Raw genomic sequence first — 15,498 nt, forward strand, 5'->3', positions numbered from 1 at the left:
TCCTGGAGTGCCAGTAATTGTTGTTGCTTCGCGTAGCCCGGTTCGCCGAACTGTCGCGTCGCCCTTACTTTTTCGGCTTCGCGCTTTTGCCCCCAGCATCCAGTTCCACCACGCAGGCCAAGCGGTCGAAGGGCGATTCCGTTACGCCGAAGACTGAGAAGGACTTGTCGGTTGTGCTCAACCGATAGAGGCGACGCAGCGTTGGATATCCGTTCTTGATCGTGAAGGTCTGTTGGGCTTGCTCGGAGGCCGGCGCGGCATCGATCAGCAACTTGGTCTTAGTGAATTGAATTCCGTGACCGCGCAACGCGTCGCCGATGAACTTCTCCCCGAACTCATCAATGACCGCGTCGCTCAACGAGCGGGGGAGGTAAGAAGTGTCATACATGATCGGCGTGCCGTCCGCGGAGATCACTTTGCGCACGCACAGCATCAACCCATCCGGCGGTTCGAGTACATCAAAGGCCGCATCGTCAATCTTTTCCGTCGTCAAGGAGATGAGCTCGATCGAGGGCTTCAGGCCAAGCCGCAGGGCGTCATCGAAGGACGTCAAAGAGAAATCGAGATCACGAATGAACCTTCGCTGATCTCGCACAAAGGTCCCTAGCCCCGGCACGGCCCGCAAGATGCCGGCCGGCTGAAGATCGCGCAACGCGCGCTTGATGGTCACCGAGCTTACGCCGAACTCGTCTGCCAGGGCGGCGGCGGAAGGCAGCGCCTTGCCTGCAACATACTCTCCGGTGCGCACGCGGCGCATGATTTCCTGCCGCACGTTTTCATGCAGAGCGGTCCAGGTCTGTCCGGTCATGTGAACCCCACAATTAGGTATACCAGGGTTACCTATCGTATCGACGAGGCGATGTCTATGCCCTGCGATGGCTCAGCACACAGGCGAGGCGCTGTTTTACAAAATTCAAATATTGGCTTTACAAAAAATTGATATAGCTGTTATACCTGGATTACCTTACTTAATCAGCATGGGAGAATAGCATGGCAGCCACGTTGCGGTTCTTGAAGGCAATGACCTCCCTGGCGACCGGCTGTGCGCTGCTGCTTGCAGCCATCGGCACATCAAGGGCTGAGACGACACGCGAGCGGATCTTGCGCGAGGGCAAGATCGTTATCGGGATTTCCAATGGCGCGCCTTGGGGATTTCGCGACAAGAACGGCGAAGCTGCGGGCTTCGATCCCGAACTAATCAAGGCTGCCTTCGAGAGCCTTGGGGTCAGCAAAGTGGAAATCGTCATCACCGAATTCGGCGCGTTGATACCCGCACTTTCAGCAGAGCGTTTCGATGCGATCGCCGCCGGGCTCTACATAACGCCCGAGCGCTGCGCGCTCGTCGCGTTTAGCGACCCCGACCTCAAGCTCGCGGATGCGGCTCTGGTCGCCGAGGGCAACCCGAAGCGCATTCACAGCTACGCCCAGATCGCAGCGGACCCCGAGATACGATTTGGTGTGGGACGCGGCAGCACGACGGCGAAGAATGCGGCCGCCGCCGGCGTGCTCGACGAGCACACGCTGCTCTTCCCCGACATTCAGTCAAATGTTTCGGCGCTGCTCACGGGCAGGATCGATGTCGCGGCATTCTCGGCGCCGACGGTGGCTCGCATCCTGTCGGACGAAAACATTCACGGGATTGAACGCGCATTGCCGTTCCAAGGGGTGCAGCAGAACGGGACGGAGCTCTACGGCTATTCGGCTATCGCGTTTCGCAAGGAGGACGTTGACCTTCGCGACTTGTACAATTCTCGGCTCAAGGCGCTCAAACTTGACGGCACGGTAGCACGCATCATGACCAAGAACGGCTTCAGCGATCAGGAGAAGGCGCCCGATCTGACCAGCGATCAGGTTTGCGACGGGCAGAGCTGAACGGCTGCAGCTGAACGGCTGCTTGACCGCCTGGTTCCCCGCCAAACGCACAGCAATGCCCGTCTGCTGAGCGTCCTGGTTGGCGCCAAGAGTCCACGATCAGGAATGTTCGAACGTGACCACTGTTGAAATATTCGTCGGCATTTTTGATGGGTTCCGCATCACGGCAACCGTGACCGCCTTGGGGCTGCTGTTTGCCGTTCCGTTCGCCTTGATCTTCGGTGTAGCGCAATATCTGACCAAGGGCATTGCACGCCTGGCCGTGACAACGGTCATAGAGTTCTGGCGCAGCTCGGCCGTGATCATCCTGCTCTTTGTCTTTTACTATGTGCTTCCGGTCGTCGGCATCCAACTGCCGGCGATCACCGTGGGTGCGATGGTGCTGGGGTTGAATGCGGGAGGATATGGCAGCCAGGCCGTCAGAGCCGGCCTTCAGTCGCTCGATCGCGGGCAGTTCGAAGCCGCCGCGGCCCTGGGTTTGCCGCGCCCCCATATCCTCGTCCTGGTCGAGCTGCCGCAAGCCCTGACAAGGATGGCGCCGACCTTCATCAACCAGTTCATCCAGTTGATCAAAGGCACCGCGCTGGTGTCGCTCGTGACCCTGACCGACATGACGTTCCGGGCCAAGGAAATCGCCGAACTCGAATACAATCCCGTCGGCGTCTACACCTCGCTTCTGCTCGCCTACTTCGTCGTCTGTTATCCCGTCACGGTATTTGGCCGATGGGTTGAGCAGCGCGCGGGTGGGCGCAAGGGCCTTACGAATGAATTTTGATTTTGCCTTTGCCGCCTCCACGGTTCCGACGATCCTGGGTGTTATCGGAACCACGATCGGCGTTGCGCTGCTGAGTTGCGCGGGCGCTTCAATCCTCGGGTTCTGCCTTGAGATCGTCAGACGAGCGGGGTCCGCACCCGGCTATCTGATGCGTTTCACGATCGACTTCATCCGTTCAACGCCGGTGCTGGCCTGGCTCTATTTTCTCTACTTCGTTCTTCCTCATTGGGGGTTCACATTGCCGGCGCTGGTGGTGGGCATATTGGGCCTGAGCATCTATTTCAGCGGATATCTCGCCGAGGTGTTCAAGGCGGGGATCGACGCCATTCCGAAAGGTCAAGCCGAAGCAGCGGAGGCGCTGGGCTTGAACCGGATCGATGTCGTGTCTTTCATCCTGGCTCCCCAGATGCTCCGCAATGTCGCAGCCCCTGTGGGAAATCATTTCGTCTCGATTCTGAAAGCGACGCCTTATCTGGCTGTCATTGCGGTGCCCGAGATGCTGGGCAGCGCGCTCGACATTGCCTCCAACACCTACCGCTATGCCGAACCACTGACTGTCGTCGGCATCGTGTTTCTCGTTCTAGCTCTGGCGATCGCACAGGGGGTCAAATTGCTTGAACGCAAGTTGCTTGGGCCGACAAACCGATGAGCAATGGTCAGTCTGTGCGACAGGCAGCCCCTTGGCCTCTGGAGATCGGCCAACAACATGGCGCTGATCAAGCGACGGCGGTGGAAGTGGTTGCGCTCAACAAGTGGTTTGGAAGCTTCCATGCCCTGAAGGACATCCACCTCGCCGTGCCGCAGGGCGGTCGGATCGTGATTTGCGGGCCGTCTGGATCGGGAAAGTCGACGCTGATCAGGTGCGCAAACGGACTGGAAACCTTCCAGAGCGGAACCGTTCGCATTGGCGGCTCCGATCTCAGCCGAGACCAGAAACAGCTGCAGGAAATCCGCCGGACCGTCGGGATGGTGTTTCAGCAATTCAATCTGTTTCCGCATCTGACCGTCATGGCCAACTGTACCTTGGCTTTGCGACGTGTCCTTGGCAAATCCAGGAGCGAGGCTGCCAGTATTGCCATCCATTATCTTGAGCGTGTTCGAATACCGGAGCAGGCGCACAAATATCCAGCACAGCTTTCCGGCGGCCAGCAGCAGCGCGTAGCCATAGCGCGCGCGCTCTGCATGAACCCCAAGATCATGCTCTTCGACGAGCCGACATCTTCTCTCGATCCCGAAATGGTCAAGGAAGTGCTCGACGTCATGATCGACCTCGCCGCAGACGGCATGACGATGCTGTGCGTCACCCACGAGATGGGCTTCGCTCGAGAAGCCGCCGACCAGGTGGTTTTCATGGATCAGGGAAGCATCGTCGAGACTGCTTCGCCGGCCACTTTTTTTGCCGCGCCGAGCCAGGAGCGGACGCGGCTTTTCCTGGACAAGATGCTTCGTTGAATAAGGGATGGATCATGACTGGTGAAACGCGAATTTGGACGCCGATAGACTTCGGCGCCGACGGAAAGCAGTCGGACTGTCTGAGGCTACCTCATTCGTCCGACCTGTCCGCATATGGCTGGATCCCGATCCCCCTGGTGTGCATCAAGAATGGCTCCGGCCCAACGGCGTTGCTGATCGCTGGCAACCATGGCGACGAATACGAAGGCCAGATCGCCCTTTCCAATCTGGCTCGCGAGATCGAAGCGCACCAGGTCTCGGGGCGGCTGCTGATCCTGCCGGCGCTCAACGCCCCGGCGGTCGCTGCCGGCCGCCGCGTCTCCCCGCTCGACCAAGGCAATCTCAACCGGTTGTTTCCTGGCAAGGCGACCGGATCCCCAACCGAAATGATCGCTCACTACGTCTGCGAGGTGTTGATCCCGATGGCGGATGTGGTGGTCGATCTTCATTCCGGTGGGCGCTCGCTTGACTATGTGGTGAGCTCGCTGGTGCGGCCGGGACGGACCGCCGACGAGCATGAAGCCCTGCTCAGGCTCATGCGCTTGTTTGGAGCGCCGATCGGCTTCGTCAGTGACGGAACAGGCGGTGGCGGTCTTACGACGTTGGCTGCGGCGGCGCAGGAGCGGGGCGCACTGGCTTTGACAACGGAACTTGGCGGTGGCGCAACCTTGTCGCAAGATGGCTTGTCGCTCGCCGAGGCCGGACTGAAGCGGTTGTTGAAAGACCAGGGGATTTTGCGCGACGTCCCTGTCGAACCGGCTTCATCCACACGCCTGATGACGGTCAAGGGTCACAGCGCGTTCGTCTACGCCCACGACCGCGGCATTTTCGAACCGGCTGCGAACGTTGGTGATGAGGTCACAAAGGGTCAGATTGCGGGCCGCATTCACTTTCCGGATTTGCCGACACGCGAACCCGAGACATTGCTGTTCGAATCGTCCGGCCTGGTTGCGTGCCGAAGGGTTCCCTCGCTCACCGATCGCGGCGACTGTCTCTTCAAACTCATGACCGATATTGACGTCAGCAGCCCGGGCCGCGCACCACATGCCTAGATCGTTTCCGGGGCTTAATCCCCGTGTGACTGGACTGCGCTGTGTTCGTTGCCGGACTGTCTTTCCGATCGCTGACTATTTCGAGGGCTGTCCGACCTGTCTCGGCCACCACATGCCGGCGAGCCTTGCGATCGAATATCGGGAATTCCCCACGTCCTTGACGTGCCTTGCCGACTGGCAGGTCTATCCTGACCATCCGACGCTGGGCGAGGGCAACACGCCCCTTGTCGCGTTGGAAGGGTTGGCCAAGGAGATCGGCGTTCGCACACTCTGTCTCAAGAATGAGGGCGCCAATCCGAGTGGATCACACAAGGATCGCATGAGCACGTTCGTGGTTCAGCGTGCCTTGCAGATCGGCGCCTCGACGGTCGCCGCCGCCTCAAGCGGCAATGCCGGCGTATCGCTGGCTGCCTATGCTGCTCACGTTGGGTTAAATTGCGTTGTCGTGACCACGCCCGACATGAACCCGAACTGGCGCCGCGCGATCGAGATGCATGGTGCGACCTTGTTGGCCACCGAAACCCCCGAACACCGTTGGCAGGTGCTCGCCGACCGGGTGCGGGCAGGGGACTGGTACCCAGCCACCAATTTTTCCTTTCCGCCAGTGGGCAGCAACCCCTTTGGCGTGGATGGCTACAGATCGCTCGCCTTCGAGATCTTTCGCGAACTGGGCACCCGCACATGCACCGACATCCTCGTCCCGACAGCGCGAGCAGACCTGTTGTGGGGGATTGCGCGTGGATATTGCGATCTGCAGACAGCCGGACTTGTCAAAGAACGCCCCCGCATCCATGCCGTCGAGCCTTTTGGGCGAATCTCGAGAGTGCTTGCCGGCGAGGACTATCGGGCCAACTTCCCAGGCCACTCGGCCTTGACCTCGATCGGCGGCGCGACCGTGACCTATCAGGCGCTCGATGCAATCGCATCGTGCAAGGGATCGGTGGTCGTCATCGAAGATAAGGCAGCACTCGACGATCAAAGGCGGTTGGCGCGTTGCGGGCTTTATCTCGAGCTGTCGAGCGCGGCAGCCCTGAGCGGTCTGCGAAAACTTGTCGCCCAAGGTGTAATCGCGTCGGATGCAGCAGTCGTGCTTGTCGGCACGTCCAGCGGGTTTTCCGAGTTCCAAACCTTCACGCGTCCCGTTACGGTGATTGCCTAGCAAGGATCTCTATCTTGGTGCGATCTGCGTTGGCACTAGGATGGGGCTGGCGCGGATAAACGTTGTAGGGTCGGCGGAGGCGACCATGTTGGACCTTCTACTTCCAGGTTTTCCAAGATCGATTCACCTGCCGAGCGGCATTAATATGAGCAGAAAGGTGGAAATGAGGTTGTGGCTCATTCGCCGAATGAGTGGAGACGTAGCGTCTCGGCGCCGGCGGTGCGCGCGAACCTATATAACACTGCGTCACGCCGGCGAGCGGATTGGTAATTGGCTACGCCCCATCGTCGCGCTGCTCCGTGTCGTGGCTCGGATGTGGCCGGTCTCTTTCGTATGGTTCGCATTGACGTTGTGTTTTCTCCTGCCGGGCCTTGCTAACAGCCAAACCTTCGAGGCGATGCTTGAGTACGCTGGCGGGGGAGGGCAGGCAGGAGTGCGTTGGACGCGCCTTTTGGTGACGGCGCTCGTTGCGATGAGCTTCGGGTCGGTCATGGCCGCCAGCGCAGGGGACCTTTTGAGGAGCGGCATCGCGGACGCGAAAGTGTCACGGCTCGGCCTGCATATCATCTCATTCGCGTGCCGATGGTTTCCAACGGCGGTCCTCGCCATCGCATTCTACACAATGCAGTCCGTGGCGTCGGGTTCTCTCTATCCCTATCGTGTGATGGCACTCGTCCTGATCATCCTGCAGATCGGCTGCAAGCTGCTCGCGCGAGCTGCCCGGAAGCGCGGCCTGATCCTATCTTCCAATACGATGTCACGCACCCGAAGAGACGTACTTGCGTTCGCTTCAGTCTTGCTCGCCATTCTCTTCTTCGGCGCGGCCGACAAAGATTCGTGGATTGGGATCCCCATAAGCTCGATCGCTGTGGCACAGGCGCTCGGACCTATCAATGTGCTCATGATGTTCCTGTCTGCATTCCTCGTTCTCACAACTGTTTTGGTACGACTGGGCCGGCTGTTGCACCTGAGCCTCGTAGGGATCCTGATCGGCTTGACGTTCGGTTTCAGTTGGTACGATCTCAACGACAACCACATCATCCGCCAAGCGCAGGAAGGCACCACAAAGGCCCAAAGCGTCGAGGATGCCTTCGATGAATGGATGGGCAGCCGCCCGGACAAGGACGGCTTCGACGAGTATCCGGTGATCCTGGTCTCTGCCGAAGGCGGAGGCATCCGTGCAGCATTTTTCACTGCGGTTACACTAGCCCGCATTGCGGATCGATGTCCTCGCATGGTGAACCACATCTTCGCAGTCAGTGGCGTTTCAGGCGGTGCGGTCGGAGCGGCTCTGTTCGCGGCAGCGCTCAAGGCCTGGCCGGTCGACACAAAGGATCGACGCTGCGATCTCAAGTCGCCGGCTTCGCCGATATACGAGGACGCGCTAGCGCAGGTTCTGCAAGACGATCATTTGTCGCCCCTGTTCGCCCGCATGTTGTTTCCAGATGCTGCACAGCAAGCTCTTCCATTTCCCATTGCATCTTTCGACCGCCAGCTTGGCTTGGAATTCAGCCTGGAGCGTTCATTTCGGCGCGTTTTCGGCCAGGATTTGATGAGCCAGTCGATCTACAATCTCCGACCCAACGCCACCAGTCCGGCCATACCCTACCTTTTCCTGAACACCACGGAAGTGCAGAGCGGTCGCCGGTTCGTGATCACTCCACTTTTCCTGCAATCCCAGCCCTTCGGAGGCGCGCAGGATTGGCATTGGCTTGATTGGGACCACGGACCTCCGCTCAGCGCCGCCGCCGGGGTCAGCGCGCGTTTCCCGGTCTTCTCGCCGGCGGGGTATTTCTTCAACAACGGACGTAAGGCCCGATATGTCGACGGTGGCTATATCGACAATTCGGGTACAGTCACGTTGGGCGAGCTCTTCAATGCTCTCTATCTCCTTCGTGAAGAAAAATATTTGGAAGACTACAAGGGCGCAAAGACCACAAAGTTTGCAATGACAGCGCTGCATATCGGCAACGCTCCTGCTTGTGACGTCATCAAGGATGAATCGGTGAAGAGGGCTGGAGCGCAAGAGCCGCCGCGCTGCGACCCTAACGAGCAGGCCCCGCCCGCCGGTGGTCTTGGTGAGCTTTTGAGCCCGCTGGATGCCGTGCTAGGCGTCCGTGAAGCGCAGGTCGAATACAATCTCTATCAGTTCCACAACCACATCGATCTTGGCACGGACTTGAACCGCTTCGACTTCCATGCGCGCGTTCAAATGTACGACCGCGGCATTCCTGTCCCATTGGGATGGCTTCTATCAACCCGGGTCGCGGCCGAATTGCGCTCACAACTCGACGCTAGGCCGGGAGAGCCCGATTGTCGAAAGCAAGTGCATGATTCTAATCTCTGCGAACTCGTGGGTGTCGTCGCGGGAGCCAGCTGGGAGAAATGATGAGAAATCGTCGCCCGTTTTCCTGAGAGGCTGCGGTGTCACAAGTAGCACCTGAAACACAATGGGAATATGCGCTGAGTCGCTGGCACGCGTCCGCGCCTCCCGTTCAGGATTCGTGGCCGACGGCAATTGGCTTAGAAGCGAGACAGGCCAGCAGCGGATCGATTTCCCCGTGCCTGAGCAGTGAGACCGATTGGATCAGTTTTTCGAGCTCGGCATGCGAAAGGAGGTCGCGCCCCAGATCGTGGAGTTTGTCTTCAACTGCGGACTGGTTCATCGGATTGTTGGCGTCGCCAAGAGGACGAGGCACTTCAACGGTACGTTCACGGCCGCCAACGACCATTGTCACCCGCGCCGGCGTGCGCTGCGGGAAGATGCCGGCATATTCGTCCAGGTAGCGAATTTCCACTTTACCAGCGAGTGCCACCACAGCTGCGTCTGAAAGAGAATGAGGACGCAAGGGCCGGAACGCCTCCGCGCCTCGCATCGCCGCCAGCGCGGCGGCAAAGGGGACAGAGAACTGTCCCCCCTCGAGCGTCTTCGGCGCGATCTCGTTGGGAAGCTTTCGCGCTTCAGGAAAAATATCCACCACGATGCGGCCAACCGGTTCGCCCTGGTCACGGCCCTCAACCAAAGCGAGCACGGCGTCGATCACGGGATGCGTATAGCGACACGAGGCATAGGGCTTTAGATAAGTCTCGCTGACCAGCCAGCGGCTTCCAAGTTCGGAGGTGATTGCCGGGACGTTGTAGGCATGGTCACGATCCAGCATGTCGATGGAGCCGCCCATGCCACAGCCGGCCCGTTCGGTCGCAAACAGCGCCGTTACGGTCGACCACGGGCTGCTGCCCTTGACGGAACTAGCCTGGCAAGCTCCCTGCGGCAGGTTTTGCGGTGCCTCCGCACCGGCGATCGCGATTGCATGCGCGAGTTGATCGGCGCGCATCCCGCGCAGCCATCCAATGGCCGCCGCGACGCCGAATCCAGTCCATTGGCCACTGGCAAAGCTCATCGTGTCGGAGAAGCGGCGGGCGGCGGCGATGCGCAACGCAACGTCATAACCGAGAGCCGTAGCGGCCAGTACATCGTGACCATCGCTGCCAAGGGTTGCCGCTTCCATCAGCACGGCAGGAACGATGGCAGCACCGGGATGGCCTGCTGCTTGACAGTGACCGTCATCAACGTCGAGGGAACTTGCCGCCGCGCAATTGGCAAACAGGGCGCCAAGCGGATGCAGCCGGACCTCGGTAAACCAGGCGTGAGCCGGGCCGGCTCCGAAACAAGCCCTCGCGGCCATGCGTGAGAGCCTGGCATTGTCGGTTGGCACGCCACCGATGAGCGCTGCAAGCGTGTCGAGAATGGCGCGTTCGGCCTTTTCGACGACCAAATCCGACAACTGCTCGTAGCGAATGTCGGTGACAAAGGCGGCCAGCTGCTCCGTCGCAAATTTCATGGGGTTCCTCCGTATCAGATAAACCTAGTATACCTGGTTTAACAGATTGGAAAAGCCTTGTCGGGGGAATTTGTCGTAACCGCACTTACCGCTGAATCTCGAAACTCAGGATGTGCTGGTCGCCAATCGGACCGCGAAAGATCGCTCCTGTGTCGATGAACCCAGATTTGAGATAGACGGTTTTCGCGAGCGCATTTCGGGTGTTGACCGCAAGCATCAGTTGCCTGACGTCGGGCCTGTTGTGCCGCACCCAGGCAATGGCGAGATCCGATGCCGCACGCCCATAGCCTTTCCCTTGACGGGTGCGGCAGATCCGAAAGCTGTGCATGGTGATCACGCCGCGCGGTGCCCAGTCGGGCACCGCCTCTTTCTCGCGCAGGATGAAGAAACCTATCTTCATCCCGAGGGCGACAATTGCGAAAGGGTGCTCCACGTCTGGATGCCGGCTGTTTTGCAGTTCATCGAAGATGGCGTCCACGGACCCGGCGAACTGCTCCTGTTCGGGGTCGAGCACCAACCGTCTGATAGCGGCCCGATCGGAGATCGAGACTGGGCGCAGGTCGATGTCATCCAGGTTGGGCCTGATGGCGGGTGTCTGCAAGATCCTCTTATCCTTGGATCGCGCCTTCATGAATTGAGCCTCCTTCAAACCGACCGGTTGCTGATTGGGCAAATCGGGTCGACCTATTCATGGCGGCGCGGTGGGGGGAGCGCCCTGTTCAATTGCATCCAAAGGATTGCGCAGCTGCCGCCGGCAAACAGGCAAGCGAGACCGACAAAGATGTGCCGGGTAGGAACACCAGGCAGGAGACTTGGGAGGACGTAGATTGCAACCGCGATAACCCCGATCCCGGCATCGACATTGGTCCGGACACGGCCAACCATCCGGCCCGATACGGTCTTCAGGATCGTCACATCACTTCCGGTTCGAACCATCATGAAGGACAAACCGATGAGACCTTGCCACAGCAAAGCCTGGACCATGCTGTGAGCAGAGGAAAAGCCGGCCGTCGCGCATGCGAGCAATACCGTTCCGCCAGCGATGAGGCGCCTTTCAATTGCCATACCGGAAAGCCCCGCGAAGGCCACGCTTCCGATCAAGCCACCGCCCGAATACATCGCCGCGAGCCAGCCATATTGGTTGGGTGGCAGCTTCAGCTCGTATCGCGCGAAGCCGGCCAGAAGAGCGTTCGACGCGTGCGCCGAGGCATAGGCAATAAGCAAAGCGCAGCCCGCCACTTTGAGACGCCGGTCTTTTACAGTCCGCGCCAGGCCTGCAAGCAGATCCTGCATATGAGGGGCGGACTGCGTTTGGAGAATGCGATCGTCGTTGCCGATAAGCTTCGCGAACACAGCAGCCAGGAAGGATGACGCAGCGCACAGTGTCAGGCTGCCGGTAACGCCGATCGACGCCAGACTAAATCCACCGACGGCCGCACCGACAATGTTGCCGACCTGGCCGGAAAGAATGCCGAAGGACACGGTCCGCATCAGTGATCGAGCGCCCGCCAGCTGCAGCAAGGCCTGACTGCTGGGGTAGGACAGCAGGGAGCCAACGGAGACGAAGCACGCCGTGGCGTAGAGCACTGCGATCGGGGGCTGGTCTGGAGAACACATCCAGGCGGTGAGGGCCAAAAATCCCACACCTGAGCCGTGAATTGTCTCGCCGATTGCAAACATCGTGCGACGACGGGACCGATCTATCAGCGGTCCTATGAACGGCCCGACGGCGAAAGTCAGCAATTGCCAGCAGATCAGGACCTTGCCAACGAAAGCGATATCACCGGTAATCTGCAGCACAAACCAGGAGACCAGGACGATGTACATGCTGCGCGCGCACTGCATGGAAAACAGCATCGCGTAGACCGGCGGGACTGACTGGCTCTGGCAGCGCTTTCCCAGGTAACGACACATTGGCCACTCACCCCTTCGCAGAATGCCGATCGCGCAGCGCAATAGGGGGCCTAAAGGCACCGGGCCTAAGCACCTGTCCTCGCCGAACCGACCCTTGAGTTAGCGGCTGTCTCGCGCTGATCGCTGGGATGCGCCAACACGTCATCGAGAGATCTTCGATCCCACGCAAAGCGTGACCATCCCGACATCGGCGCCTTTGGCGTGCTGACTGTGAACGGGCTTGCCCTTAGCGGATCAGACCACCCGGCAATTTTCTCAAGCCATTTCGCGTCGTAGACCGTTTCTGCATATCGGTGCCCCTCATCGGGAAACAGCGCGATCACCGTCTTTCCAGGATTGTTGCGCGACCACCATTTGGCGACCCGGTAGGCGGCACCGCTGGTCGGACCCATGAAGAGCCCGTGTTGGCGATGAAGATCATGCGTGGCGTGGAATGCCTCTGCCGGAACAAGCCAGTGAACCTCGTCGAACTGGCTATGGTCGACATTGCTTGGGAGAATGTTTCCACCAAGGCCGCTAAGGTTGAGCTTGCCGCTTGGCTGGCCGAACAGGACGCTGTTGGGCGTATCGACGCCGATTGCATAGAGGTCGGGAAACAGCGTGCGCAGATAGCGGGATGTCCCGCTCATGGACCCGCCCGATCCGACCGGACCGATCAGGCAGTCCACTTTGCCTAGTCTGTCGACAAATTGTTCGGCCACCTTGCCGTAAGACAGCGGATTGTCGGGGTTGTAATATTGCGACGGCCAGTAGCTGCCGGAAACGTCTTGCAGATACCCCTGTAGACGGTCGAGACGCGCCTGTTGGAGACCTCCTGAGGGAGCCGGGCGGTCGACGATGGTCACTTCGGCGCCAAGCTCGATCAGACGTCGATGAAGATTGCGGTCAAGCGCCCAGTCGCTGACGAGGATCAGCCTGTATCCGTGCTGAACAGCCAGCATCGCCAGGGCAAGGCCGAAGGTTCCCGACGAGGACTCACAGATGGTCGCCCCCGGCCTCAACAGGCCCTGATCAGCAGCGCGCTCAAGCATGAACCGGGCCGGCAGCAGCTTCATCAAGAAGAAGCTGGCGCCGTAGAGATTTCCGCCCAGCGGAACGAGGCGAGGACCTTCGAAATCTTCCAGCTTGCGCATTAAGGAACGCGTCGACATGGGGCTTTCTCCTGAGGACCAAGCTGTCAGTGACGAAAGATTGCCGGCTCGAAGCCAGACTGTCGCAAAGCAGCTGTTGCACGCTCGATGTTCTCGGATGCATGCTCGTCCGACGCATCGAACATCAGCCCGACCACCGTGCCGCTGTGAGCAACCTGGAAGCCGATGGCATCGAAACGGGCACCGATCGTTTCGATTTCAGCCAGCCGTGGTTTTGGCAGAAATCGGTCGTTGATCCGGGCGCTGGCCGTGGCAACCCTGCCTAGCATCCGCGCGTCCGCATTCTTGATGGCTGTTCGCAGCAGGCCGCGCAGGGGGCGAAAGGTCTCTATCTCAAGCTGGTCATAACGCGCCGGCTCAAAGTCAAGCGTATCGACCGTTGCGCCAGGCGTTGTATCGATGCTGATAAAATCGATTGGCGGCAGAGGCCTGCGAAAGGACTCCATGACGACACCGTCACGGTGTGCAAACAGAACCGCCTGCTGTCTGAACAAGGTCGAGTCACAAGCAGTTTCGGCGCTGACCGCAATCTGCATTACATCGTCCGACGCGGCCTCTATTCCCAACCAATCCAGGACGGCCAAAATGCTCGCGAGGACGTCCGCGGTCGACGACCCCATGCCGCGGCTTAAGGGGATGTTGCTGTCTATCTCGAGATCGGCACCGATGCCCGTGCGGCCGAATGCGTTGACGGTCAACTCGGCGGCGCGTCGGGCCTTCTCCCGCGAGGCCGGTATGACCCTCACCTGGTCGCCATTGTTCATGGCGAACCTGGCTTTGGATCTCAGCTGACGGCAAGGCAGCGAAACCAGAGCACGCCGCATCTGGGCACCGTCGTCTTCAAAGAGGCCTTGAACCAGTTCGCCGTGGTGGCCGATGGCCTCGGCGTACCCCGCATCAATAGGCATACCCAAATCCTCCCGCTATATACTTTAGTATCTTCTTGTTTAATCAAGACAATACTTTCGCAGGAGGCGATTTCTTAAGCAACAATCAAAGTAATAATCTTTTGTTTCACGATAGTTGCACAGACAACACGCACAGCGCATACGCACTACGCAATCGTCACAAATGTAACGGCTCAAAGGAACGGGCCGAAACGCAGCCCAACGGCTGATATCGTCAAGGCGCCAGGAGTTGCTCGATCCACCTGCTGAAACATCAGTCCGATCTGTGCTCCAACGCATACCCTGCGAGCCTGACGGTGCGAATGCCGGCGCTGTGCGAGGATTGCTTGAGCAACTTGCGCAGCTGGCTAATGTGAACATCGACCATGCGCGCGACGACACCGGCGCTGTTTGGCCATGCGACCTCTATCAGCTCATCGCGGCTGATGACCTTCTCGGGGTTTTCAAGCAGGTGACGCAGCAATTTGAACTCGATTGGACCAAGCACGATTTCCCTGCCGGAGCAGCGCACACGATGCGTGTCGATCTGCATTTCGACATCGCTGTATGCGAGCGACTTGCCTCGCAGGGCTCGCCGTCCCGCGCCGAGCCGGTCGTGCAGATACGCGAGCAACTTGGCCGGCGCAAATGGCCTGACAAAGAGCTCATCTATACCGGACCGCAACAGCTGGATGTGCTGAAGTTCCGCGCCGGGCGACACCAGGGCGACACAGGGCAGGGCGGCCGTGCGGGCATCCTGCTTAAGTCTGGCGCTTCCCGCCGCCAACTGATTGTCCGGCCGACAGTCCAGCACAACGACCTCGACTGCCTTCTTCGCGGCGAGCATCAGCGCCTCTTCGATGGAGCTGGCCAGCATGCTGGCGAAACCGTCAACCTCCAGAATGTGGCTGAGGAGCAGATAGAACTCCGCATCCTGCGAGCAGATGACGATCAATGGCTTCATATGCGCAGCTTAGGTCTTTCGGCTGCCATCAAGACGATCTGGCTGTATGTCGAATCCTGCATTACCAGGCGTCAGCATGCCAGAACAAACCAGCCATAACAACAAAGCCCTAGCTCACGTTCTGAGCGCGCCCGGCTCAAACGGCGTGCCGATCAACGTGACAGCGAACAAGCCCGCATCCGGCGACACCGGCGTTCAAAGCATAGAGGGCGTATGAACCGGAATCCCGCGCGCGTCCGCACCATGGGACAAGCCCAGCGTGCGGCATGGAGGAAATTCACCCACGTCGGGCGGTGAGGCGACACCGCAGGAGCGCCAGCATAGTGACGTCCGACGGCTGGGACGCGGGACCGGCTGTTCCCGCCAAGGCGGTCCGTTGGCGAAACCGCCGGCCCGACCGGCAGGTGCTTGTTGCGAAGTTAAGCCTTTT

At 59.7% G+C, this 15,498-nt stretch carries 14 protein-coding genes; 7 read left to right on the plus strand and 7 right to left on the minus strand.

Annotated elements, in window-relative coordinates:
• Positions 1-64: 64 nt before the first annotated feature.
• Positions 65-808, minus strand: coding sequence for a GntR family transcriptional regulator (locus tag AC1DXN_RS23970; RefSeq protein WP_477276459.1), 744 nt, complete (start codon positions 806-808; stop codon positions 65-67).
• A gap of 182 nt (positions 809-990) precedes the next feature.
• Here AC1DXN_RS23970 and ehuB point away from each other — a divergent pair, with 182 nt between their 5' ends.
• The 7 genes from ehuB to AC1DXN_RS24005 all read left to right on the plus strand — a co-directional run bounded on the left by ehuB (position 991) and on the right by AC1DXN_RS24005 (position 8,699).
• On the plus strand, positions 991-1,872 hold the full coding sequence (gene ehuB / locus AC1DXN_RS23975; RefSeq protein ID WP_477276461.1) for an ectoine/hydroxyectoine ABC transporter substrate-binding protein EhuB: 882 nt from the start codon (positions 991-993) through the stop codon (positions 1,870-1,872).
• A 115-nt stretch (positions 1,873-1,987) separates the two neighbouring features.
• Positions 1,988-2,647, plus strand: a complete 660-nt coding sequence (locus tag AC1DXN_RS23980) for an amino acid ABC transporter permease (RefSeq protein ID WP_477276463.1) — start codon at positions 1,988-1,990, stop codon at positions 2,645-2,647.
• Positions 2,637-3,296 carry an amino acid ABC transporter permease gene (locus AC1DXN_RS23985; RefSeq protein WP_477276465.1) on the plus strand — a complete coding sequence of 220 codons (660 nt, stop codon included), beginning with the start codon at positions 2,637-2,639 and terminating at the stop codon, positions 3,294-3,296. Before AC1DXN_RS23980 ends, AC1DXN_RS23985 begins: the two co-directional genes overlap by 11 nt.
• Entirely contained in the window at positions 3,293-4,099 is an 807-nt protein-coding gene (locus AC1DXN_RS23990; RefSeq protein ID WP_477276467.1) for an amino acid ABC transporter ATP-binding protein, read from the plus strand. The genes AC1DXN_RS23985 and AC1DXN_RS23990 overlap by 4 nt, the downstream gene beginning before the upstream one ends.
• 14 nt (positions 4,100-4,113) lie before the next feature.
• A complete protein-coding gene (locus tag AC1DXN_RS23995; protein ID WP_477276469.1) occupies positions 4,114-5,151 on the plus strand; it encodes a succinylglutamate desuccinylase/aspartoacylase family protein in 1,038 nt (345 codons plus the stop codon).
• Entirely contained in the window at positions 5,114-6,310 is a 1,197-nt protein-coding gene (locus AC1DXN_RS24000; protein WP_477276471.1) for a pyridoxal-phosphate dependent enzyme, read from the plus strand. The genes AC1DXN_RS23995 and AC1DXN_RS24000 overlap by 38 nt, the downstream gene beginning before the upstream one ends.
• Positions 6,311-6,764: 454 nt before the next feature.
• Positions 6,765-8,699, plus strand: coding sequence for a hypothetical protein (locus AC1DXN_RS24005; RefSeq protein WP_477276473.1), 1,935 nt, complete (start codon positions 6,765-6,767; stop codon positions 8,697-8,699).
• Positions 8,700-8,805: 106 nt separating this feature from the next.
• Here the strand turns inward: AC1DXN_RS24005 and AC1DXN_RS24010 are convergent, their stop codons facing one another.
• The 6 genes from AC1DXN_RS24010 to AC1DXN_RS24035 all read right to left on the minus strand — a co-directional run bounded on the left by AC1DXN_RS24010 (position 8,806) and on the right by AC1DXN_RS24035 (position 15,068).
• Positions 8,806-10,152 (minus strand): MmgE/PrpD family protein, encoded by a 1,347-nt coding sequence (locus AC1DXN_RS24010; protein ID WP_477276475.1) that lies wholly within the window; start codon positions 10,150-10,152, stop codon positions 8,806-8,808.
• An 85-nt stretch (positions 10,153-10,237) separates the two neighbouring features.
• Positions 10,238-10,783 carry a GNAT family N-acetyltransferase gene (locus AC1DXN_RS24015; RefSeq protein WP_477276477.1) on the minus strand — a complete coding sequence of 182 codons (546 nt, stop codon included), beginning with the start codon at positions 10,781-10,783 and terminating at the stop codon, positions 10,238-10,240.
• A gap of 53 nt (positions 10,784-10,836) precedes the next feature.
• A complete protein-coding gene (locus AC1DXN_RS24020) occupies positions 10,837-12,066 on the minus strand; it encodes an MFS transporter (RefSeq protein WP_477276478.1) in 1,230 nt (409 codons plus the stop codon).
• Positions 12,067-12,131: 65 nt separating this feature from the next.
• A complete protein-coding gene (locus AC1DXN_RS24025) occupies positions 12,132-13,121 on the minus strand; it encodes a pyridoxal-phosphate dependent enzyme (RefSeq protein WP_477276687.1) in 990 nt (329 codons plus the stop codon).
• 122 nt (positions 13,122-13,243) lie between these two features.
• Positions 13,244-14,125, minus strand: coding sequence for a GHMP family kinase ATP-binding protein (locus tag AC1DXN_RS24030; protein ID WP_477276480.1), 882 nt, complete (start codon positions 14,123-14,125; stop codon positions 13,244-13,246).
• A 253-nt stretch (positions 14,126-14,378) separates the two neighbouring features.
• The gene (locus AC1DXN_RS24035; protein WP_477276482.1) at positions 14,379-15,068 is read right to left on the minus strand and encodes a winged helix-turn-helix domain-containing protein; all 690 of its coding nucleotides are present in this window, start codon (positions 15,066-15,068) and stop codon (positions 14,379-14,381) included.
• Between the last annotated feature and the right edge of the window lie 430 nt (positions 15,069-15,498).

The organism is Mesorhizobium sp. P2_H9 (assembly GCF_056403215.1).